The organism is Burkholderia sp. AU16741, from assembly GCF_002223345.1.
GTDB classification, from domain to species: Bacteria; Pseudomonadota; Gammaproteobacteria; order Burkholderiales; family Burkholderiaceae; genus Burkholderia; species Burkholderia sola.
Genome location: NZ_NKEZ01000007.1, coordinates 276,939 through 297,629, shown reverse-complemented (window position 1 = coordinate 297,629; position 20,691 = coordinate 276,939). Strand labels below are relative to the sequence as shown.

The window sequence follows — 20,691 nt, the reverse complement described above, 5'->3', positions numbered from 1 at the left end:
GTCGCTCCCGGATCAGTAGTAGCCGCGCGGACGCAGCGGTTCGACGCCGCCGACGTTGCTCATGTACGCCTTCCACTGGTCGACCAGCGTGCCGATCACCGACGGGTGCCGTGCGGACACGTCGGTCGTCTCGCCGCGGTCCGCCGCGAGATCGTAAAGCTGCCAGTGACCGTCGAGCGGGCCGAGCGGCGGCTCGGTCCACAATGCCTTCCAGCGGCCGTCGGCGCTGCGCAGATACGCGCGGCCATACGCTTCGTCGCCGAATGGCGTCGTATGCACTTCGCCCGTCGCCGAACCGGTGAGTACCGGCAACAGCGACTGGCCCGTCACCGGATACACGTAGCGGTTGTTGTAGACCACCTTGCCCTTGTTCTGATCGACGCCCGTCAGCGTGTTCACCAGCGGCGGCGCCGGCTGCGACGGCGGCGTGACGCCCGCGATCGCGAGGAAGGTCGCCGTGTTGTCGGTCACGTGCGTGAACGCGCGCAGCGTCGGCAACGGCTGCGACTGGCCGGGCAGGTGCACGATCGTCGGCGTCGACACGCCGCCTTCGCCCGAATAGCCCTTCGTGAGCCGGAACGGCGCCGCGCTCACTTCGGCCCAGCGCAGCCCGTACTGCAGGCGCTGCGCGTTCTGCTTGCCGTTGTCGGTGCCGAGCGCCGAATAGGTCGGCTCGTGCGCGTTCGCGGTGTCGGTCGCGGTCGGGTCCGCGCCGGAATCGATCGGCCAGCCTTCCGCGCCGTTGTCCGACTGGAACATGATGAACGTGTTGTCGTATTCGCCGATGTCCTTCAGATGCTGGATCAGGAGTCCGATGTTGTAGTCGAGGTTCTCGACCATCCCCGCGTAGATTTCCATGTAGCGTGCCTGGGCCTTGCGCTCGGCCGGCGACAGGCTCGACCACAGCTTGTCGACCTTGCCGGGGCCGTAGTCGCCGTAGCCGTCCGCGGCCGAATGCACCGCGTTGATGTACTTCGCGCTGGCCGTGCCGTTGTTCGCGGTCGCGGGCGATGCCGCCGTCGTCTCCGGCAGCCCGTCGAACGGCTTGAAATCGGCGGGAATCAGGCCGAGCGCCTTCTGCCGCGCGATCCGCGCGTTGCGGATCGCGTCGTAGCCGGCGTCGTACACGCCCGCGTACTTGTGCAGCCACGGATCAGGCACCTGCAGCGGCCAGTGCGGCGACGTGTAGGCCGCGTACGCGAAGAACGGCTTGCCGTCCTGCTTGTTCGCGTCGATGTACGAGATCAGCTTCCGCGTATAGAAATCGGTCGAATAGAACACGGCCGGGCTGCCGCCCGTGCCACCCGGTTGCCCGGGCTGGCCCGGCTGCACGTAGCGGCCGTCTTCCGTGTAGTTCGACGAGCCGGCCGGCTCGTGCGCGAAGTGGTTCGTCGCCGCGCCGCCGAGCAGCACGTAACTGCGCTCGAAACCCCACTGGTCGGGTGTCTGCCCGCTGCCCGTCGCGCTGCCGACGATGCCCGAGCCGATGTGCCACTTGCCCGCGATATACGTGTGATAGCCGGCGTCCTTCAGCAGTTGCGCGAACGACAGCGCGCGATCGTTCAGGTAGCCCTCGTAGCCCGGCAGCCCGCGCCGCTCGTCGGTCGGCACGCCCATCGTGCCTTCGCCGACGAGATGGTGATCGGTGCCGGACACCAGCATCGCGCGCGTGATCGCGCAGACGGTGCCCGTGTGGTGGTTCGACAGGATGCGGCCCGACGCGACGAGCGCATCGAGGTTCGGCGTGTCGATCTCGCCGCCGAATGCATGGATGTCGGAATAGCCGAGATCGTCGGCCATGATGTACAGGATGTTCGGGCGCTTGGCCGGGGGCGTCGCGCTGGCCTGCGGCGGCGGATTGCTGTCGACGCCGCCGCATGACGCGAGCGACACCGCGCCGGCAATCGCGGCGCAAACGACACGGAAACGAACAGCATGCAACGGCGACGCGGACTTTTTCATTCTTGTTGACGCTCGATCTACGGGATCGGCGATCTTAGCGTCGCGCGCGCAACGGCCAAAGTCGGATTCGTCACATGCTAACGGGGTGGGGGAATATGCGCGGCGCGTCGTCCGCCGCGCCCCGCGCCGACGTGCGTCAGCCGCGCCCGCCGAGGCTGCCGCCGCCGTCCACCGACAGCACCTGCCCGGTGACGAAACCGGCTTCGTCGGACAGAAAGAATGCGGTCGCGGCCGCGACGTCGTCGGCCGTGCCGAGCCGGCGTGCCGGGATCGTCGCGAGCACCTTGCGTTCGGCTTCGCTGCCGACCGGCCGCGTCTGGCGGAACAGTTCCGTCTCGATCGGGCCGGGCGCGACCGCGTTGACGGTCACGCCGTGTTCGGCGAGTTCGAGCGCCCACGTCCGCGTGCAGCCGACCAGCGCACTCTTCGCGGCGGAATACGCGGTGCGGTCGAGGCTGCCGAAAATCGCGCGGCTGCAGATGTTGACGATGCGTCCATGGCCGCGCGCCTTCATCGCATCGGCAAAGTGCTGCGTGACCTGGATCGCGGCCCGCACGTTGAGATCGAACACGGCTTGCAGCGACTCGAAATCGATCTTGCCGAGCGGTTGCGGCAACGCGATGCCGGCGTTGTTGACGATGCCGTCGACGTCGTGGCTCGCGCCGATCCGCGCGAGCGTCGCGGTGGTCTGCTCGATATCGGCGAGATCGCACGCGAGCAATTCGCCGGGGAAGTCGACGCCCTGCGCATGGCGAGCGAGGCCGACGACGCGATGGCCGCGGCGGGCGAGTGTGGTGCTGATCGCGAAGCCGATGCCGCGCGACGCGCCGGTGACGAGATAAGTGCGGGATGACATGGACGTGCTCTTGACGAGGAAGGCGGAGGAAATGGCGCGACACGCCTGTAGTCATCCGGCGTGCGCGTGCTCCGGGCGATTGTGCCGCAGCGATGGGAAACGCGTATGGTCGTCGTCGCCGTCGTCGCGTCGAGCGGTCGCTACAACGTTCTCCATACCCTCGCCGTCCTTGGCGTGAAAACGTTGATCATGTAGTGACGGAAAACGCGTGGCGACGAAAGTCGTCACGCGTTTTTCTTTGGATCGACCGTATACGGAGCCGCTACCTTGCTCGGGTAAGATGAAGTTCCCCCACCGTTCCGCTCCCATGTCTACCGCACAAACCATTCTTGACGACTACGAACGCCTCGGCTGGACCGGCAACGACCCGATGTCGCGGATGCTGGCGCTGCGGCGCGAAGAGCCGACCGCACTCGTCGATCTGGTGATCGCATCGTTCGATCGCACGTTGCCGCATGCGACGTTCATCGACGCCGCACTCGACCTGATGGACGGCGCCGCGTTCGATCAGGTTGCCTCCGAAGCATGGCGACGGGTGCTCGAAGGCGCGTGGAATGCGCGGCTCGCGAATGTGCTGTCGAGCGTGGCGCTGCGCTCGCCACAGGTGTTCGTCGGTCATTGGGACGCACTGCTCGACGTGGCCCTCGCCCGGCGATCACCGAGCCTGTATCTCGCCGAACACGCGTGGCGGGCGCTCGATCCCGCGACGATCGATGCGTGGCGCCAACGGCTGGCGGAAGCCCCAGCCCTTGACGATGCGGCACGCGCACGCGCCGTCGCGCTGCTCCATTCGCGGCGACCGGCAGCCGTGCTCGACGCAGCGGGCCGGCTGTTCCCGGACGATCCGGAGCAAGCCGCGAACGCGCTCATGTCCGCGGGCTACACGCTGGAGCACGGCACGTTGCGTGCATTGCACGACGATGCGCCGCTGCATGTCGACTTCGGACGCACGCTGCGTGCACCGGCGCTTCGCGCGATGCCGAAGTGGAAACGCGAGATCCAGGCGAATCACGCGACCTGGCACACAGGCGAATCGCCTCGATCGACCGCGCACTTCGGCGGCGTATCGCCGCATCGATGCGGCCTGTGTCATCAGCCGTTGCACCGGCTGCTGACACTGCCGCAACCCGCCGAAGCCGGCATCGACAGCGCGACACCCGTGTCGTTCGACACGCGCCTGTCCTGTCTCGGCTGGGAAAGCGACGGCCCGCTGTTCTACCGGCACGACGACTCGGGCCACGCGATCGCTCACCCGTCGCAGCAGCACGATGCCCCGATCGAGCCCGACTACCCGGCGGCAGCCTTCGTCGAATCCGACGTCGCACTCTTCGCCGCCCCTGCACGATGGACCTGGCAGGACTGGGGCGAGTCGAACGACCGGCAGAACCTGAGCCGCGTTGGCGGTCCGCCGTCGTGGGTGCAGTCCGCGTGGTATCCCGCTTGTCCCGACTGCGGCCGCACGATGCACTTCGCGATGCAGCTCGATTCGCAACTTCCGCAGGTCGACGGCGGCGAATGGCTGTGGGGCAGTGGCGGCGCGAACTACACGTTCTGGTGCGCGCCGTGCCGCACCAGCGCGCATCTATGGCAGTGCACGTAACGCGCGACTCACACGCCTTTACGACCTTTTTACTTGCGAGCGCGCATCCGTTCACTAGAATGGGTTCGCGATCCACCACAGAGCACGCCAGTGCGCTGGTGCCCGTCGTGATGCCGGTCGCACGGGACGACGCAGGCCACGATCGGCTGCTGCGCCCGGAACGGCTCGGCAGCCTGTTCGCGCAACGCACGGGCGCCGTCACCCTGGTGATGATGGTCGACGGCGCATGGCTGCGCGAACTCGGCGAGCTTGCCGGCCTCCTGACGTCCCGCACCAGCGCACCGACTTCATCGCGGTCATACCACCGGGTCGACCACCGCGACCGGCACGCCACGCGCCTCGATATCGCGTCCCGCGAGCAGACACAGATCCTCGCGATGATGCGTGGCGACCACCTGCACGCCCACCGGCACGCCATCCACGACCGACGTCGTGACGGCCAGCCCCGGCAGCCCCATCGCAGGCAGCGCGCGCAACGTGAGCTGCGCTTCCCACACGCGTTCGAAGCCGTCCGGCCCTTGCCGGTCGAGATCGTCCGGAAATGGCAGTTCCGACGAAACAGGCAGCAGCAACACCGGATATGCATCGAGAAACAGCCGCCACTCGCGCGTCAACGTCGTGCGTCGGACCAGCGCGCGGCTGACCACGTCGGCCGGCAGATCGCGCACCTTGCCGCGCACGGCGGCGATCACCGCGGCCGCGCCCGGATCGCCGTCCTGTTCGACCGCGTTCGCCAGCGCGTCGAAGCCATCCCCGAGCCAAAGCTGTTCCTGCAGCAGCGCGGCCTCGCGCATCGGCGGCGTATCGTCGATCTCGTCGACGGTCCAGCCGGCATCGACGAGCCGGCGCGCGGCATCGCGCAACGCGGCCTCGACTTCGGGCACGACCTCCAGGCCGCGCGGACGCACGCACAGCGCCGCGCGTTTCGGCACCGCGCGCCCGTCGAACGGCACCGCGACATGCCACGGATCGCGCGGGTCCGGTGCGGAGAACGCCCGCAGCGCAAGCGAGAGATCGTCGATCGTGCGCGCGATCGGCCCGGCCGTCGACATCAGTTGCGCACCGATCGCCCGCTCGGGCGACGACGCATTGAATGCCGGCACGCGACCGAGCGACGGCCGGATCCCGTGCACGCCGCACGCATAGGCCGGGTAGCGCACCGAGCCGCCGATGTCGGTGCCGACCGCGAGCGGCCCGATCCCGGCTGCCACGGCCGCCGCCCCGCCGCTCGATCCGCCCGGCGTCAGCGACGGATTGCGCGGATTGCGCGTGTGACCGTGCACGCGATTCGACGTGAACCAGCGCAGCGCGAACGTCGGCGAATTGGTGCGGCCGAGCAGCACCCCGCCGGCCTTGCGGATGTTGGCGACCACCGGGCTGTCGGCATGCGCGATCAGGTTTGCTTGCAGGCGCGTGCCGTTGGTCGTCGCAAAGCCCGCCTGATCGACGTTGATCTTCACGGTCACGGGTATGCCCGCGAGCGGCCCCGGATCGTCGCCGCGCGCGATGGCGCGATCGATTTCGTCGGCCTGCCGCCGCACGTCGTCGGGGCGATGTTCGACCACCGCGTTGATCGCCGGATTCACCGTATCGAGACGGTCGAGCACGGCGTCCGCCACTTCGCGCGCCGACACGTCACGCTGCCGCACGCGTTTTGCGAGTTCGGTTGCCGACAGTTGCCAGAGTTCGGTCATGACTTCTCCTGGTGAAAAGACATCACAATCACGCGCGGCGTCGCGCTTCCTCACGAAAGCGCGGCGCCGCATTCGCTCACTGCGTATCCTGCTTCGCGCGCTCGGCGGCGGCGATGATCGCGTCGGCCACGGCCTTCGGCTGGCTCAGCATCGCGACGTGGCTCGCGTTCACGCGCGCGACCGTCGCGCCGATCCGCTTCGCCATCGCTTCCTGCAGCTTCGGATCGATCATCCGGTCCTGCGTCGCGACGACGAACGTCGACGGCTTCGCATGCCACGCGGCTTGCGCGACCTTCTCCGAGATGCACCCGCTATACCACGGCCCCTGGGTCGCGGCAACGATGCGCTGCTGCGCGGGCGGCAGATCCGGCGCGAAATCCTGCGCGATCGCCTTGTCCGACAGCCGCGCGAAACCGCCGGCGTCCTTGCGCAGTTCGCCGGCCCATGACGGTGCCGGCAGCCCCTGCGTGACGTCGGCGATCGACTGGCCGTTGTCGAGCGCGAACGCCGCGACGTACACGAGCGACTTCACCTTGTCGTCGTTGCCCGCGTCGCTGATCACGACGCCCGCCCACGAATGGCCGACCAGCACGACCGGCCCCTTCTGTTCGTCGATCGTACGCTTCGTCGCGGCCGCGTCGTCGGCAAGCGAGCTCAGCGGGTTCTGCACCGACACCACGTGCAGCCCGCGCGCCTCGAGCAGCGGGATCACGCGGTTCCAGCTCGACCCGTCGGCGAATGCGCCGTGCACGAGCACGACGTTGGTGCCCTTCAGGTCGTCCTTCGGCGCGGCCTGCGCCGCGACCGCACCGAACAGTCCGCCGATCATCGCGGCGGATACCAGAACGCGTTTCATCAAACCGGCCATCGTCATGCTCCCTTGTTTATCGTGTCGTTGAAGTGACGTGCTCCCGAGCGGCCGCGCCTGCATGCGGCAAGCGCGGCGCGGGATCACGAATGCGCGTACAGGTCGTCGGCGGCGTAGCGTGCGGCGCGCGATTGCGCGGCGTCGCGATGGGCGGCCGGCGCCGACGCATCGGCCACGTTGTCGCCTTGCGACTTCGACGGGCCGTTCTGGTCGGAACGCGCGACCTGCTGGGCAACCGCGACGGCGTTCTCCGCGGCGGCGACGTCGTCCGGGTAGTGCGCTTCGCTGCCGGCCGGGTTGTAGCCGGCCTTCTCGAGGCGGATGAGATCGGCGCGCACTTCGGCACGCGTGAGGCTGTGGCCGGTATCGGCGAACGACAGCGCGGGGGCGACGGCGAGGACGGCAACAGCGAGGATTCGAGCGGCTTTCATGAAGGTTCTCCTTGAACGAGGTTGAGGTGTCGATCACTGGGCGTCCGGTGCGAACGTGTGACACCGAACGTTTGCTGCATGTCGACAGTAGAACCCGCGCACGTATCCGGCATGTTTCCGAAACGGGGCTTTCTGCATGCCAGTTTTTCAGGAGCGGCCACAGATACAGTGCGATACATACTCGCTTGGCGATGCGATGCGATTCGCCCGCGCGACGCACCACGAAAAAAGGCGTGCCTCGCGGGGCACGCCTTTCCGTCACCTTCACACCGCCGCGTCACGTCACGGCGCGAGCCGCGTGAACACGTAATCGTGGTTCTTCACCCGCGCCTGATGGCAGGCAAAGCACGTCTGATGCTGGCCGATATCGGCCGGCACGCCGTTGATGAAGCGACCAAAGCCCCAGCCGCCCGTCGATGCGTAACGACGCGAATCCTTCACCATCACCTGCACGGTCGTCGCCTGGCCGGGCACCGTCGCGGGCGCGAACTCGTCGGACTGCTTGCGTTTGTACGCGAGCTTCACGAGGATCGTGCCGTCCGGGAACGGCAGCGTCGCCTTCTCGAGCGCGCGGATCGCCACCGGATTGCCGAGCACCACGCGCAACTCGTCGAGCGGTGCGGCCTCTTCGGCCGGCGCGACCATTTCCCACTTCCGGTAGCCGGGCGGAATCGTCACGCCGTAGATCGGCGACGCGGCCGCGGCGGCGGGCGTCGACTGTTGCGCGAACGCGGCCGGGCCGCTCGCCGACCACGCGCCGGCGAGCAGCACGCCCCCGACGAGCGCACGGCGCGCGCCGCGCCGCCATCCCCCCACGCGGGCCCGCATCAGAGATGCTCCACTTGCAGGATCGCATCGGCGAAGGCCTGCGGCGCTTCCTGCGGCAGGTTGTGGCCGATGCCGCCGGTGATGGTCCGGTGCTGGTACTTGCCGGTGAACTTCTTCGCGTACGCGGCCGGGTCCGGATGCGGCGCGCCGTTGGCGTCGCCTTCCATCGTGATCGTCGGCACGGTGATCGAAGGCCCGGCCGCGAGACGCCGCTCGATGTCGTCGTATTGCGCTTCGCCCTTCGCGAGCCCGAGACGCCAGCGATAGTTGTGGATCACGACGGCCACGTGATCGGGATTCCGGAACGATGCGGCCGAGCGCGCATAGGTCTCGTCGGAGAACTGCCACTTCGGCGACGCGAGTTGCCAGATCAGCTTGTTGAACGCATCGCGGTTCTGCGTGTAGCCGAGTTCGCCACGCTCGGTCGTGAAGTAGAACTGATACCACCACTGGAATTCGGCGTGCGGCGGCAGCGGCTTGGCGTTCGCCGCCTGGCTGCCGATCAGGTAGCCGCTCACCGACACCAGCGCCTTCACGCGCTGCGGCCACAGCGCCGCGATGACGTCGGCCGTGCGCGCGCCCCAGTCGTAGCCGCCGAACACCGCGCGGTCGATCTTCAACGCATCCATCAGCGCGACGATGTCGACGGCCGTCACCGCCTGCTGGCCGTTGCGCACCGTGTCGGCCGAGCGGAACGTCGTCGAGCCGTAGCCGCGCAGATACGGCACGATCACGCGATAGCCGGCCGCGACGAGCAGCGGCGCGACTTCCGCGTAGCTGTAGATGTCGTACGGCCAACCGTGCAGCAGGAACACGACCGGGCCGTTCTTCGGGCCCAGATCCGCATACCCGACGTTCAGCACGCCCGCGTCGATCTGGTGGATCGTGCCCAGCGACGCGACGCCGGCCGGGCGTTTCGCCCCGGCTGCCTCGGGCGCCGACTGCGCCTGCGCGAGCGCGCCGAAGCCGAGGTCGGCCAGGCTCAGGCTTGCCAGCGTGGTGCCCAGGATCAGGCGGCGTCGGGTGTTCACGGTATCGGTCATGACTCGTTCTCCATTGTCGATCGCTAAGGAAGAGCCCGCGGCACGTGCGGGCAATCGGGTGTCGTCGTTCGCGGCGGTGGCGAATGGCACCGCGCCGCCGTGTGAATTGCTTCACCGGTTTTATATCCGAACCGTCAGGAGGCTTTGTATCTCAACGTATCCGTGTGCGAACACGACACACGGCGATTCAAAAAACGTGCGGAAAACGCCACGTTCGGGCGGCCGCGCGGCACACGCGGCCCCGCACGTCGATACGTCAGAACAGCTTGGCGATCGCGGGCACGCTGAGCACCGCGACGTAGTAGCCCATGAACTGCACGCCCGTGTTGAAGGCGAACAGGCGCGACAGCATCCCGCCGAACAGGCCGATCGTCACGATCACGGCGAGCCCCAGCAGTTGCCCTTCCCACACGCCGATCACGACGATCAGCCCCGCGAAGGTCGCGATGATCGCCTCGTGGCTCAGCTTGCGCGCGACGAACGATGCCGCGCGGTGCGCGTGGTGCATCGCGAGCGGATACGCGATCAGCGCCGCCAGCAGGATCGACAGCAGCCCGTAGCCGAGGAACTCGGGCCAGCTCATCAACGTATGCAGGTTGTGGATCTGCCCGGACGCCGCGTCGACCGTGAAGCGCGGCGGCGCATTGAACAGCGGCGCGGCCGGGCCGGCCGCCACCGGGCTCAGCGGCAGCCCGAATGCGATCAGCGGAATCAGCGCCTCGGCGATGTAGGTCGCTTCCGTCACGCCGTTGCGCGCGGCGATCACGGTCGTCAGGCGCTGGTACGCATGACGCACGCGCGCGCCGACGATCTCGCCCATCAGCACCGTCATCGCGACCGGGCTGAACACGAACGTCGCGCTCGACACGGCAGCCGTGCCGATCGTCCACGCGACCTGCTCGCGGTCGAGCACCTTCAGCGGGCTCGGGAAATAGCCGCGCCAGCTTTTGACGTCGGGCGCGAGCACGAACGTCGACGGCCCGTCGCGGCGCATGCGCCGACGCTCGGCCGGCGACAGGATCGAAAACAGGTCGGCCACCAGCGGCCCGATCGCGATCCCGAGGAAGTAGCTGACGCTCAGCTTCACGCCGTAACGGCCCGTCAGCGCCTGCAAGCCGACCACCAGCATCACGAACGGCACGAGCAGCAGCACCGACGCCCAGTGCCCCGCCGAGAAGTACGCGATGCCGATGGCCGCCGCGAGAAACACCCACGGCGCGGCCTTCGCGATCGCCGTACCGAACGGCGCGAGCAGCGCCGCGAACAGCACCGCGAGCGGCAGCGCGACGAACGCGGCGACGATCGCGCCGGAGATCATCTTGCGCAGCGCGATGTGCGGCACGCCGAGCGCACGCAACAGCGTCGCCTGCTGCAACAGCGGCGCGGCCATCGTGTCGCCGGGAATACCGAGCAGCGCGGTCGGGATCGAATGCGTGATGTGCTTGGCCACCGCGCCCGCGAGGAAGAACGTGAACACGCCGGCCGGCGGCACGCCGAGCAGTGCGACGAGCAAGGTGAGCGGCGCGATCGTCGTCGTTTCGTCGGTGCCCGAGATCAGCCCGATGCCGGAGAATACGATCGCGCCCAGCAGCCCCATCGCGAACGCGGCCGGCATCGCATGCAGCAGCGCGTCCATCAGCGGCCTCCCGCGCGTGTGCGCTCGGACGATGCGTCGTACGACGCGAAGAGATCGAGCAGTCCGAGCTCCTCCATTTCGGCGCGTGCGCTGGCCGACAGGTCGCTCGTCGAGCCGAGCCCGCCCGATGCTTCGGCGAGCTGCCGCAATGCCTCGTGGCGCTCGGCGCCGCCGGCCGCATGTTCGATCACCGTGCGCTTCGGCTTGAACAGCCTCGCGCAGATCGTGCCGGCCAGCAGGCAGCCGCCGAGGCCGATCAGCATCGCGTAAGCCCGCGCGATCGCCGCGTCGTGGACGAACGACGCGAGCACCACGCGGCCGATCTCGAACGCGCCGAGGCTGATCGCGATGCCGAGCAGCACCGACCACGCGAGATGTTTCGTCGCCACCGTGTCGCCCCACACCTCGACGAGCGTCGTGGCCGACGCATCGGCGCCGGCCAACGACCGCGCGCGATGCGGCGCGGTTGCGACCGCGCTTGAACCGGTCTGTTCCATGTGTCTCCTCCTGGATTGATCTATCGCCGGCCTGGCCGGCGTGGCGCGCTGCCCGCCGCGTTCGCGACGCGGCGGACAGTCCGCGCATCAGCCGCCGCTGCGGCCCGCGAGCAACTCGACTGCGAAGTCGGTGCGCACGTCTTTCGCCGCGACCATCTGCTGCGCGATCCGGTCGATGTCGGCACCGGTCGCGCCCGCTGCAACGGCGATGTTGCGCGCATGCAGCGCCATGTGGCCGCGCTGGATGCCTTCGGTCGCGAGCGCGCGCAGCGCACCGAGATTCTGCGCAAGCCCGACCGCCACCGCAATTTCACCGAGTTCCTGAGCGGACGTCACGTTCATGATCTTCAGCGCGAGACGCGCGAGCGGATGCGTCTTCGTCGCACCGCCGACGAGCCCCACCGGCATCGGCATCTCGATCGTGCCGACGAGGTCGCCGTTGGCGGCCTTCTCCCACGTCGTCAGCGACGTATAGCGGCCGCTGCGGCTCGCATACGCATGCGCGCCGGCTTCGACCGCTCGCCAGTCGTTGCCGGTCGCGACCACGACCGGATCGATGCCGTTCATGATGCCCTTGTTGTGTGTCGCCGCGCGGTAGGGGTCGGTTGCCGCGAACACGTACGCGTCGATCACGCGGTCGATCACGTCTTCGCCGGAATAGGCGTCGGTCGCGAGCGTGGCGGCCGAGTACCGTACCTCTGCGCGGGCCAGCCGGAGATCCGCGAGGTTGGACAGTATCCGCAACCGTACCTGGCCCCCGGTGATCGCTTCGATGCGCGTCGCGACGGTTTCGGCCATCGTGTTGACCGTGTTCGCGCCCATCGCGTCGCGTACATCGACGATCAGGTGCGCGACGACCATCGCGCCGCGCGGCGTGTCGGGGAACACATGGACCTCGATGTCGCGGCAGCCGCCGCCGAGGCCGACGAGCACCTTGTCGCGGCTGTTCGCGAGATCGATCAGCTCGGCCGCGTGCCGCAGGATCGCGAGCCGCGCGCCGTACGGATCGTCGACGCCGATCACCTGCACCTGCGCACGCATCAGCGGGCCGCTGCTCGACGCACGAAAGCCGCCGGCCGCGCGGGAGAGCTTCGCCATATACGATGCGGCCGCAACGATCGACGGCTCCTCGACGGCCATCGGCACGATCACGTCCTTGCCGTTGATCCGGAAGTAGCCGGCCACGGCCATCGGCAGCTCGAACGTGCCGATCACGTTCTCGATCATCCCGTTCGCGGTGTCGAGCGGCAGCGCGCCCGGTTTCGCGAGCAGCGCGTGCTCGGCATCGTCGAGCCCGACGGCACGGGACAGGTGGGACAGGCGTTGCTCGGGCGTGAGCGAGCGGAAGTTCGGCAAGGCGGAATCGATGGGCATGAGGGGTCTGCTGTTCGGGGTGGCGGTATGGCCCGTGGGTGCTTGCGGCGGGCAGCGGATAGCCGAATAATAGTCACGCTGTACCCATTGAAAAGGTACAGAACGCGCAGACAGTCGCCCAACCGTACCCATGACAGTGAGCCGGCCCGACGGAACCCGCCGATGAAACAGCGTGCAAAAGCCAGCCTGTCTGGCGCGATGGCGGACAATCTCGCCAGACAGATCGAGGAAGGCGTGTTGCCGGCCGGCGCGAAGCTGCCTTCGATCAGGGAATACGCTGAGGCGTCCGGCTGCTCGAAGAACACCGTGATCAGCGCGTTCGAGATGCTCGCGGCCGACGGCCTGATCGAGCCGCGCCGCGGCTCGGGCTTCTTCGTCACGCGGCGCGCGGCGGCCGCGCCCGAGATCGACGAACCGAGTTCGCTCGACCGCGCGATGGACATCGTGTGGCTGATGCGCGAGCAGCTGCACGTGAAGCCCGACGTGCTCAACCTCGGCGAAGGTTTCCCGCCGATCGAGTGGCTCGAGGAAACGCGGCTGAACCAGTACCAGCAGCGCATCATGCGCACGAGCGCCGCGTCGCTGTTCCGTTACGGCAGCCGCTTCGGCTACCTGCCGTTGCGCCAGTCGCTGCAGCAGAAGCTCGCCGGCTACGAGATCGAGGCGCCGCCCGCGCAGATCGTGCTCACGCACGGCGCGAACCAGGCGATGGATCTCGTGCTGCGCTACTTCGTGCGCCCCGGCGACGCCGTGCTCGTCGACGATCCCGGCTACTACCCGCTGTTCGGCAAGCTGAAGCTGAGCGGTGCGACCATCGTCGGCGTGCCGCGCGAGATCGACGGCCCCGACGTCTCGAAGCTGGCCGAGCTCGTCGCCACGCACCGCCCGAAGCTGTTCTTCACGCAATCGGTCGGCCACAACCCGACCGCGACCGATACGAGCGCGGCCAAGGCACATCGCATCCTGCAACTCGCCGACGCGCACGACCTGATCATCGTCGAGGACGATGCGCTCGCCGACCTGCGGCCGCGCTTGCTCACGCGCATCGCGACGCTCGACCAGTTGCGCCGGACCATCTATATCGGCAGTTTTTCGAAATCGGTGTCGGCGGCGTTGCGTGTCGGATTTCTTGCGTGCAATGCCGCGCTTGCGAGCGATCTCGCCGATGTGAAGATGCTGACGCATGTCAGCAGCTCGGAATACTGCGAACGTACGCTCGATGCGATCGTCAGCGATGGCCACTTTCTCAGGCACACGAATCATCTTCAGGAGAAGCTGCGGCGCGCGACCGGCACCGCGCTCGATGCGCTCGGCCGTCTCGGCGCGGAGGTCTATCGGCCCTGCGACCAGAACCTGTATCTGTGGGCCGCGCTGCCCGGCTGGCCCGATTCGATGCCGCTCGCGCAGGCGATGCTCGAGCGTGGCGTGATTCTCGCGCCGGGCGCTGTGTTTTCGCCGCAGGCCGATCGTCCGTCGAAGTACTGCCGGTTCAATGTCGCGTATCTCGCGGACAAGCGGTTCGCGCAGGCGTTGAGTGAGGTGGCGTAGCGTGCTCGCCGGACTCGACGGAGCAACCGGCAAGCGCCGTGCGATGCGGGATGACGATGATATCCGGCCCGCCATGACAACCATCCATCCGACTCGAGGGGACCGATTTGACCGACGCCAATACCAATGAACCGGGCACGCCCGCGCTGAAGCAGGCTGCAACCAGCACGCCACTCTGGCTCGCCACGGCCTGGACCGTGTTCGGAAGTGCGGCGCTTTTGCTCGCGTGGTTCTCCGGTTACTCGACCGCATTCTGCGATACGCTCGGCGGCGCCGTGGTCTGGGTCGTGTTCTTTTCCGCCGCCGCGATCTTCGGTGTCTCCCGGAATTATCCGGCGTTCATACCCGTCGGCCTGGTGGCCTGCATCGCATTCGCCGCGCTCGCCCGTCGCCTTCCGCGCTTCAAGATCACGTGGCTTCGATTCCTGATTGCGCTGATTAGCGTCTATGCCGCCACGGGACTGCTTACGTGGTTGAGAGACGTCCACAACACATGCCGCATCATTTGATGCGCACGGTGCGCTTCATCGACAAACGCAGGCCGTTGTTCGAACCGGCCCGCGCGCACCGTCGCCCGCCGCCTACACGCGCCGCAACGGCCGGAATCCCGCACGCACTTCACGCGCAAACAATTCCGGTTCCTCCCATGCCGCGAAGTGGCCGCCCTTGTCGACTTCGTTGAAGTAGATCAGGTTGTGATAACTGCGCTCGGCCCAGCTACGCGGCGCCTGGTAGATCTCGCCGGGAAACACCGTGATCGCGGCCGGCAGCGAGATATCCACCGCGTTGAAGTTGTTCGAGTGATCCTCCCAGTAGATCTGCGCGGACGACGTCGCGGTGTTAGTCAGCCAGTACAACGAAATGTCGTCGAGGATCTCGTCGCGCGGAATCGAGCGTTCGGGCACGCCGCCGCTGTACGTCCACTGCGAAATCTTGTCGTACATCCAGGCAGCCTGTCCTGATGGCGAATCGGCCAGCGCATAGCCGACCGTCTGCGGCCGCGTGACCATCATCGCCGAGTAGCCGCAGTTGTCGCGATAGAACGTCGCGAGCTTCTCGTACGCGGCCTTCTCCTTCGGCGACAGCGAGGCCGGCGCGGGCGCATCGGTCGCCAGCAGCGTCGCGATATCCGGCGGCACCGTCGCCGGCATGTTCACGTGAATCCCGGCCAGGCCCTGCACGCGCTGCATCGCCATCCGGTGCGAGATCACCGAGCCGCAGTCGCCGCCCTGCGACACGAAACGCGTATAGCCGAGCCGCGCCATCAGCTCGCCCCACGCTCGCGCGATGTGATCGGAGCCCCAGCCGGTCTTCGTCGGCCGGCCCGAGAAGCCGAAGCCCGGCAGCGACGGCACGACGACGTGGAACGCATCGTCCGCGCTCGCGCCGTGCGCGGTCGGGTCGGTCAGCGGGCCGATCGCCTTCAGCAGCTCGAAGATCGAACCGGGCCAGCCGTGCGTCATGATCATCGGTATCGCGTTCTCGTGCCGCGACCGCACGTGGATGAAATGAATGTCGAGCCCGTCGATTTCCGTGATGAACATCGGGAAGCCGTTCAGGCGCGCCTCGCCCTTGCGCCAGTCGTAGTCGGTGCCCCAGTAGCGCAGCAGCGCCTGCATGCGCGCGAGCCGCACGCCCTGCGATTCGTCGGCGACGGTCTCGCGGCCCGGCCAGCGCGTCGCGGCGATGCGACGGCGCAGGTCGGCCACGGCCTCATCGGGAATGTGCGCGGTGAACGGGCGTATGCCGCTCGCGCCGGTGGCCGCATGCAGCGCGGCGGGCAGCATCGCCGAGACCCCGGCGGCCACGGAAGTGGCCAGCAGGTGGCGACGCATCGGGGAAAACGGTGTGGAAGACATCGTTCGGCATCTCCTTTCGTGAAATGGAAAGTGAACATGCCGCGCGCGGGAGCGCGCCGAGGCTTTCAATCCGGCGCGCCCATGCCACGCGGCGTCGCCCATTTGAAAGGTCCGATGTATCCCGGATTTGTCTGATTTGTACGCGTTTGTAGCTGCTGGCCGCGAGCGGCCAAGCCCGTACGGCCGCCCGCCGGGGTGATATTCAGAGCGCCTTGACGATCGCGCCGTCGACGCGAATGTTCTGCCCGGTGATGTAGCCCGCGCCGTCCGACAGCAGGAACGCGACCGTCTTCGCGATCTCGCCGGTCTGGCCGAAACGGCCGGCCGGAATACGCGCGACGATCTCCGGCGTTTCCGGCCAGCTGTCGATGAAGCCCGGCAGCACCGCGTTCATCCGGATGTTCTCGGCTGCATAGCGTTCCGCGTACAGGCGCGTCCATGCGCTCAGCGCCGCGCGCAGCGCCGACGACACGGGCATCGGTTGCTCGGGCGCATCCGCCGCGAAGCTCGAGATGTTCACCACCGCGCCGCCGCCCTGCTTCTGGAAGATCGGCGTCACCCGGCGCATCACGCGCACCACGTTCAGCAGGATCAGGTCGAGCCCCGCGTGCCAGTTGTCGTCGGTGATCGCCAGCAGCTCGCCCTTCGGCGGATGGCCGGTGTTGTTCACGACCGCGTCGACGCGGCCGTAGCGCGCGATCGTTTCCCGCACGAGCTTGTCGATATCGGCCTCTTCGGTCACCGAGCCCTTGATGCCGAAACCGCCGAGTTCCTCGCCGAGCGCCACCGCGCTGCCCGACGGCGACATCAGCGCGACGCGATAGCCCGTCGCCGCCAGTTCGCGCGCGATCGCCGCGCCCATGCCCTTGCCCGCCGCCGTGATCAACGCTACTTTTTCTACAGTCACGATCCGTTCCTCGTTCCGATTCTGCCGCCGCGCAGCCGCCATTCGGCGCGCCATGGTGGTAATGTAGGCGCATCGATTCCGGCTGTCGAACCAGTATTTCTGCCGTCAGCCGATAGCTTTTCTACAGCCAAACGATGCCGCCACGCCCTTCCCGCCTGCCGCCGCTGAATGCGCTTCGCGCGTTCGAAGTGTCCGCCCGGCACCTCAACTTCCGCGCCGCCGCCGACGAGATCGGCGTCACGCAGGGCGCCGTCGCGCAGCAGGTGCGCCACCTCGAGGACGTGCTCGGCCTGAAGCTGTTCGAGCGCCTGCCGCGCGGCCTCGCACTCACGCACGACGGCGCCGCGTATTTCTCCGACGTGCAGCGTGCGCTGCACGCGATCGCCGATGCAACCGACAAGCTCGTGAAGCGGCGCGCCGCGCTGACGATCAGCACGACGCCGTCGTTCGCGTCGAAATGGCTGATTCCTCGGCTCGCGCAGTTCACCGAAGCACATCCCGACTACGACGTGCGCGTGATCGCCGACCCGCAGATCGCGACGTTCCGCCACGACGGCGTCGATCTCGCGATCCGCTACGGCAAGCCGCCGTTCGGCAAGCATCTCGCCACTCATGCGCTGTTCCCGCTCGACGTGTGCGCGGTGTGCAGCCCGTCGGTGCTGACCGCGCCGGCTTCGCCGCGCGCGCTCGCCGGGCAGGTGCTGCTACACGATGCACACGACCTGTGGCCCGAGTTCCTCGCGGCGATGCCCGAACCGGTCGACGTCGATCCGCACAAGGGGCTGCGCTTCAACCAGACGTCGCTCGCGATCGATGCGGCCGTCGCCGGCCAGGGCATCGCGCTCGCGACCGAGCCGCTCGTCGAGCGCGACATCGCCGCCGGACGGCTGTGCAAGCCGTTCGACTTCGCGTTTCCGCTGTCGGTAGGGTTCTATCTCGTGTATCCGGCCGAGCGCCGCGACGACGATGCGATCGTGGTGATGCGCGAGTGGATGATCGAGGCCGCATCGGACGGGCGGCCTTGAGCGGTTGAGCGCGCTCGGCCAGCGTCAGGGTGCGATCCAGCGGGCGTCGTAACCGCTTTCGTTCACGTCGAATACCGCGCGGCGATGGCCGGCGCGCGCAAGTTCGAGCCAGTCGATGCGCGCGATCGTCATGTGGATCAGGCAGAAGTTTGCGTAGCCGTCGCCAGTGGGTGCGGTGCCGCCGATATGCGCGGCTTCAGGCGCTGCGATCGACGTGCCGGGCGGCAACGGCGCGCGATACAGCAGCAACGTATGCGGGCGGCTCGATGCCCAGATCGCGCGCCGTTGCGCTTCGTCCTCGCAGATCGACGCCACACCTTCCGCGCGAATCTGCACGAGCGCGTCGAGATCGTTCGCGACGATCGAGATGCGCGGATCGCGACGCAACTCCGCCACTTTTTCCGAACGCGCATCGGTATGAAACGACAGCACGCACTCGGCGCGACTCACCTGACGCAATACGATCGTCCGAACCTTCGGCGCACCATCGAGGCCGAGCGTGGCCGCCTGCGGCATCGTGAACGGCGAGCGCTTTTCGCTCACGCCGGCTTCGAGGCAGGACCACAGGCGGTCATACGTTTGCGCGAGCGATTCGGAGGTCGGGTCGGACATGAGGCGGCGGCGATCGTCGGTGTTTCGATCGCGCAAGCTTAACCGCTTATGTCGGCGATGGCGCGCATGTGGCGCGAGCCGCCGGCCTTGTGCTCGTCAGTTGTAGCCGAGCACGACCGACGCCGCATCGCCGGCATCGGTTGCCGGCTCCGCGCCGAAGCGGCCGAGCACGTCGGCCACATACTGCGGCCCGGCGCTGATCTGCGACGAGCGATGCTTCGCCGGCTGCTTATAGGCGGCGCTCGCCGCCACGCCCACCGAGGCCGTTTCGTTGACGGTGATAGTCATGCTGACGTCTCCTCACGCGGCCCGCGCCGCACCATACGCGCGCACGAGGCGCGCGACGCCTTCCCGGATCGCATCGACGTCCGGCGCGGCGAACGACAGGCGCAGCGACGCTGCGTCGACGTTGTCCGCGAAGAACGCCCTGCCCGGTACGAACACGATCTTGTTGGCGATCGCCTGTTGCAGCAGCGCGTCCGACGACACCGCACCGAGCCCCGCCCACACGAACATCCCGCCTTCGGGACGATGGAATTCGATCGCATCGCCGAAGCCGTCGCGCAGCGCATCGCACATCGCGTCGCATTTGCGCCGGTACGCGGCCGTGATGCGCGGCAGATGACGTTCGAGCGCGCCGTCCGCCAGATATTCGGCGGCGGTCGCCTGCGTCCACGGTGCGCTGCAGAGGTCGACCGTCTGCTTCGCGATCACGCAGCGCCGCGCGATTTCGGCCGGCGCGATCGTCCAGCCCACGCGCAGCCCCGGCGCGACGATCTTCGACAGGCTCGCGAAATGCACGAGCCAGTCGCGCGCGCCGTCCACCTCGCCGGCCAGCGCGAGCATCGACGGCACGGCTTCGCCCGCGAAACGCAGGTCGCCGTACGGATCGTCCTCGACGATCAGGAAATGGTATTGCACCGCGAGACGCAGCAATTTCAGCCGACGTTCGCGCGTGAGCGTCGCGCCCGTCGGGTTCGCGAAAGTCGGGACCGTGTAGAGCAGCTTCGGTTGCGCGATCGCGCCGGACGCGAGTTGTTCGCCGAGACGATCGACGTCGAGGCCCTCGCCGTCGACGGGAATCGTCACGATGCGCGCCTGTTGCAAACGCATCGCCTGCAGCGTGGCCGGGTACGCCGGTTGTTCGGTCAGCACGACGTCGCCGGGCGACACCATCACGCGCAGCAGCAGGTCGAGACCTTGCTGCGAGCCGGTCGTGACGAACAGTTCGGCTGGCGTGCACGCGACGCCGCGACGCGCCATCAGCGCGATCAGTTGCTGCTTGAGTTCGGCGAGGCCGTCGGTCGGGCCGTACTGCAGGCAGCGGACGGGCTGCGCGTACGCGCGTTCGGCCGCCGCATTCAGGCCGTCGACGTCGAACAGATCGCTGGCTGGATAACCGCCCGCGAACGAAATCATGCCCGGTTCGGACAGGTACTTGAACAACTCGCGGATCGGCGAGCCGGCAGGATTTTGGAATGAGGGCGAGAACGCGTACATGTCGTCGTGAGCGGGTGGGCGCGGAAGGCCGGGATAGCCGCCGAGTGCCGGCCGCCAAGGCGCTTCTGACGCCGCGGCGGTGAATTCGAGCCACGATTGTCGATAGTCATTAAGGGCTCGGCAAACGATATCTATGCACTAGGTCTTGCGGTTTGGTCATTAAATCGCGGCTGGGCGGGGGTTAGGGGTGCGGAGGGGGCGTGCGGGGGGATACGGGGTTCAGGGACGGTTCGTCGAACGGGTGTTTGATCCGGGCGATTGTTTCGCCGGGGGTGGTCACGGCGATGCGACGACCACTCGGGCAGCGGGACCATAAGATATCCTTCCCTTCAACGATCGCTGCCTGAATGCGAACACGCATACCGCTCTTCAACTAAGCCGGCCTGACCTAGCGATGCTCATCGAGCACCGCACATCCCCTGCACGTCCACCTTGAAGGGTTCACATGGAA

At 67.7% G+C, this 20,691-nt stretch carries 20 protein-coding genes; 4 read left to right on the top strand and 16 right to left on the bottom strand.

Annotated features, from left to right (window positions below; genetic code table 11):
* Nucleotides 1-12: 12 nt before the first annotated feature.
* The 3 genes from CFB89_RS18205 to CFB89_RS34970 form a co-directional block, all read right to left on the bottom strand.
* Nucleotides 13-1,962, bottom strand: a complete 1,950-nt coding sequence (locus tag CFB89_RS18205; protein ID WP_089469060.1) for an arylsulfatase — start codon at nucleotides 1,960-1,962, stop codon at nucleotides 13-15.
* Between the two features lie 136 nt (nucleotides 1,963-2,098).
* Complete coding sequence (locus CFB89_RS18200) at nucleotides 2,099-2,818, bottom strand: SDR family oxidoreductase (protein WP_089469059.1); 720 nt, start codon at nucleotides 2,816-2,818, stop codon at nucleotides 2,099-2,101.
* Nucleotides 2,819-2,869: 51 nt separating this feature from the next.
* Nucleotides 2,870-3,046: a hypothetical protein gene (locus tag CFB89_RS34970; protein WP_179233474.1), complete on the bottom strand. Its 177-nt coding sequence runs from the start codon at nucleotides 3,044-3,046 to the stop codon at nucleotides 2,870-2,872.
* A 79-nt stretch (nucleotides 3,047-3,125) separates the two neighbouring features.
* Here CFB89_RS34970 and CFB89_RS18195 point away from each other — a divergent pair, with 79 nt between their 5' ends.
* Nucleotides 3,126-4,418, top strand: a complete 1,293-nt coding sequence (locus CFB89_RS18195; RefSeq protein ID WP_089469058.1) for a hypothetical protein — start codon at nucleotides 3,126-3,128, stop codon at nucleotides 4,416-4,418.
* A gap of 296 nt (nucleotides 4,419-4,714) precedes the next feature.
* Here CFB89_RS18195 and CFB89_RS18185 read toward each other — a convergent pair whose 3' ends face one another.
* The 8 genes from CFB89_RS18185 to CFB89_RS18145 form a co-directional block, all read right to left on the bottom strand.
* Nucleotides 4,715-6,112, bottom strand: a complete 1,398-nt coding sequence (locus CFB89_RS18185; RefSeq protein ID WP_089469057.1) for an amidase family protein — start codon at nucleotides 6,110-6,112, stop codon at nucleotides 4,715-4,717.
* 76 nt (nucleotides 6,113-6,188) lie between these two features.
* Complete coding sequence (locus tag CFB89_RS18180) at nucleotides 6,189-6,980, bottom strand: alpha/beta fold hydrolase (RefSeq protein ID WP_089469428.1); 792 nt, start codon at nucleotides 6,978-6,980, stop codon at nucleotides 6,189-6,191.
* 83 nt (nucleotides 6,981-7,063) lie between these two features.
* Entirely contained in the window at nucleotides 7,064-7,411 is a 348-nt protein-coding gene (locus tag CFB89_RS18175) for a DUF4148 domain-containing protein (RefSeq protein ID WP_089469056.1), read from the bottom strand.
* Nucleotides 7,412-7,693: 282 nt separating this feature from the next.
* On the bottom strand, nucleotides 7,694-8,239 hold the full coding sequence (locus CFB89_RS18170) for a cytochrome P460 family protein (RefSeq protein ID WP_089469055.1): 546 nt from the start codon (nucleotides 8,237-8,239) through the stop codon (nucleotides 7,694-7,696).
* Nucleotides 8,239-9,282: an alpha/beta fold hydrolase gene (locus CFB89_RS18165; protein ID WP_089469054.1), complete on the bottom strand. Its 1,044-nt coding sequence runs from the start codon at nucleotides 9,280-9,282 to the stop codon at nucleotides 8,239-8,241. Before CFB89_RS18165 ends, CFB89_RS18170 begins: the two co-directional genes overlap by 1 nt.
* A gap of 256 nt (nucleotides 9,283-9,538) precedes the next feature.
* Nucleotides 9,539-10,918 carry a tripartite tricarboxylate transporter permease gene (locus tag CFB89_RS18155; protein ID WP_089469053.1) on the bottom strand — a complete coding sequence of 460 codons (1,380 nt, stop codon included), beginning with the start codon at nucleotides 10,916-10,918 and terminating at the stop codon, nucleotides 9,539-9,541.
* Nucleotides 10,918-11,415, bottom strand: a complete 498-nt coding sequence (locus CFB89_RS18150) for a hypothetical protein (RefSeq protein ID WP_089469052.1) — start codon at nucleotides 11,413-11,415, stop codon at nucleotides 10,918-10,920. Before CFB89_RS18150 ends, CFB89_RS18155 begins: the two co-directional genes overlap by 1 nt.
* 87 nt (nucleotides 11,416-11,502) lie before the next feature.
* Nucleotides 11,503-12,789, bottom strand: a complete 1,287-nt coding sequence (locus tag CFB89_RS18145) for a hydroxymethylglutaryl-CoA reductase, degradative (RefSeq protein ID WP_089469051.1) — start codon at nucleotides 12,787-12,789, stop codon at nucleotides 11,503-11,505.
* Nucleotides 12,790-12,951: 162 nt separating this feature from the next.
* Here CFB89_RS18145 and CFB89_RS18140 point away from each other — a divergent pair, with 162 nt between their 5' ends.
* The gene (locus CFB89_RS18140; protein ID WP_089469050.1) at nucleotides 12,952-14,337 is read left to right on the top strand and encodes a PLP-dependent aminotransferase family protein; all 1,386 of its coding nucleotides are present in this window, start codon (nucleotides 12,952-12,954) and stop codon (nucleotides 14,335-14,337) included.
* A gap of 107 nt (nucleotides 14,338-14,444) precedes the next feature.
* Nucleotides 14,445-14,846, top strand: coding sequence for a hypothetical protein (locus CFB89_RS18135; RefSeq protein WP_089469049.1), 402 nt, complete (start codon nucleotides 14,445-14,447; stop codon nucleotides 14,844-14,846).
* A gap of 72 nt (nucleotides 14,847-14,918) precedes the next feature.
* On the opposite strand, the gene CFB89_RS18130 is transcribed toward CFB89_RS18135, so the two are convergent.
* Nucleotides 14,919-16,196 (bottom strand): epoxide hydrolase family protein, encoded by a 1,278-nt coding sequence (locus tag CFB89_RS18130; protein ID WP_089469048.1) that lies wholly within the window; start codon nucleotides 16,194-16,196, stop codon nucleotides 14,919-14,921.
* A gap of 202 nt (nucleotides 16,197-16,398) precedes the next feature.
* The gene (locus tag CFB89_RS18125) at nucleotides 16,399-17,103 is read right to left on the bottom strand and encodes an SDR family oxidoreductase (RefSeq protein WP_089469427.1); all 705 of its coding nucleotides are present in this window, start codon (nucleotides 17,101-17,103) and stop codon (nucleotides 16,399-16,401) included.
* 134 nt (nucleotides 17,104-17,237) lie between these two features.
* On the opposite strand from CFB89_RS18125, the gene gcvA reads away from it, so the two are divergent.
* Nucleotides 17,238-18,128 (top strand): transcriptional regulator GcvA, encoded by an 891-nt coding sequence (gene gcvA / locus CFB89_RS18120; protein ID WP_089469047.1) that lies wholly within the window; start codon nucleotides 17,238-17,240, stop codon nucleotides 18,126-18,128.
* A gap of 24 nt (nucleotides 18,129-18,152) precedes the next feature.
* Here gcvA and CFB89_RS18115 read toward each other — a convergent pair whose 3' ends face one another.
* From CFB89_RS18115 to CFB89_RS18105, 3 genes are all read right to left on the bottom strand, one after another.
* Nucleotides 18,153-18,740, bottom strand: coding sequence for a pyridoxamine 5'-phosphate oxidase family protein (locus tag CFB89_RS18115; protein ID WP_089469426.1), 588 nt, complete (start codon nucleotides 18,738-18,740; stop codon nucleotides 18,153-18,155).
* A gap of 96 nt (nucleotides 18,741-18,836) precedes the next feature.
* Nucleotides 18,837-19,028 (bottom strand): hypothetical protein, encoded by a 192-nt coding sequence (locus tag CFB89_RS18110; protein ID WP_089469046.1) that lies wholly within the window; start codon nucleotides 19,026-19,028, stop codon nucleotides 18,837-18,839.
* 12 nt (nucleotides 19,029-19,040) lie between these two features.
* A complete protein-coding gene (locus tag CFB89_RS18105; protein WP_089469045.1) occupies nucleotides 19,041-20,240 on the bottom strand; it encodes a PLP-dependent aminotransferase family protein in 1,200 nt (399 codons plus the stop codon).
* Nucleotides 20,241-20,691: the final 451 nt, after the last annotated feature.

Bases quoted from the DNA above. Each gene is read 5' to 3' on its own strand.
- CFB89_RS18205 (WP_089469060.1), bottom strand. From the start codon at position 1,962: ATGAAAAAGTCCGCGTCGCCGTTGCATGCTGTTCGTTTCCGTGTCGTT.
- CFB89_RS18200 (WP_089469059.1), bottom strand. From the start codon at position 2,818: ATGTCATCCCGCACTTATCTCGTCACCGGCGCGTCGCGCGGCATCGGC.
- CFB89_RS18195 (WP_089469058.1), top strand. From the start codon at position 3,126: ATGTCTACCGCACAAACCATTCTTGACGACTACGAACGCCTCGGCTGG.
- CFB89_RS18185 (WP_089469057.1), bottom strand. From the start codon at position 6,112: ATGACCGAACTCTGGCAACTGTCGGCAACCGAACTCGCAAAACGCGTG.
- CFB89_RS18180 (WP_089469428.1), bottom strand. From the start codon at position 6,980: ATGGCCGGTTTGATGAAACGCGTTCTGGTATCCGCCGCGATGATCGGC.
- CFB89_RS18175 (WP_089469056.1), bottom strand. From the start codon at position 7,411: ATGAAAGCCGCTCGAATCCTCGCTGTTGCCGTCCTCGCCGTCGCCCCC.
- CFB89_RS18170 (WP_089469055.1), bottom strand. From the start codon at position 8,239: ATGCGGGCCCGCGTGGGGGGATGGCGGCGCGGCGCGCGCCGTGCGCTC.
- CFB89_RS18165 (WP_089469054.1), bottom strand. From the start codon at position 9,282: ATGACCGATACCGTGAACACCCGACGCCGCCTGATCCTGGGCACCACG.
- CFB89_RS18155 (WP_089469053.1), bottom strand. From the start codon at position 10,918: ATGGACGCGCTGCTGCATGCGATGCCGGCCGCGTTCGCGATGGGGCTG.
- CFB89_RS18150 (WP_089469052.1), bottom strand. From the start codon at position 11,415: ATGGAACAGACCGGTTCAAGCGCGGTCGCAACCGCGCCGCATCGCGCG.
- CFB89_RS18145 (WP_089469051.1), bottom strand. From the start codon at position 12,789: ATGCCCATCGATTCCGCCTTGCCGAACTTCCGCTCGCTCACGCCCGAG.
- CFB89_RS18140 (WP_089469050.1), top strand. From the start codon at position 12,952: ATGAAACAGCGTGCAAAAGCCAGCCTGTCTGGCGCGATGGCGGACAAT.
- CFB89_RS18130 (WP_089469048.1), bottom strand. From the start codon at position 16,196: ATGTCTTCCACACCGTTTTCCCCGATGCGTCGCCACCTGCTGGCCACT.
- gcvA (WP_089469047.1), top strand. From the start codon at position 17,238: ATGCCGCCACGCCCTTCCCGCCTGCCGCCGCTGAATGCGCTTCGCGCG.
- CFB89_RS18115 (WP_089469426.1), bottom strand. From the start codon at position 18,740: ATGTCCGACCCGACCTCCGAATCGCTCGCGCAAACGTATGACCGCCTG.
- CFB89_RS18110 (WP_089469046.1), bottom strand. From the start codon at position 19,028: ATGACTATCACCGTCAACGAAACGGCCTCGGTGGGCGTGGCGGCGAGC.
- CFB89_RS18105 (WP_089469045.1), bottom strand. From the start codon at position 20,240: ATGTACGCGTTCTCGCCCTCATTCCAAAATCCTGCCGGCTCGCCGATC.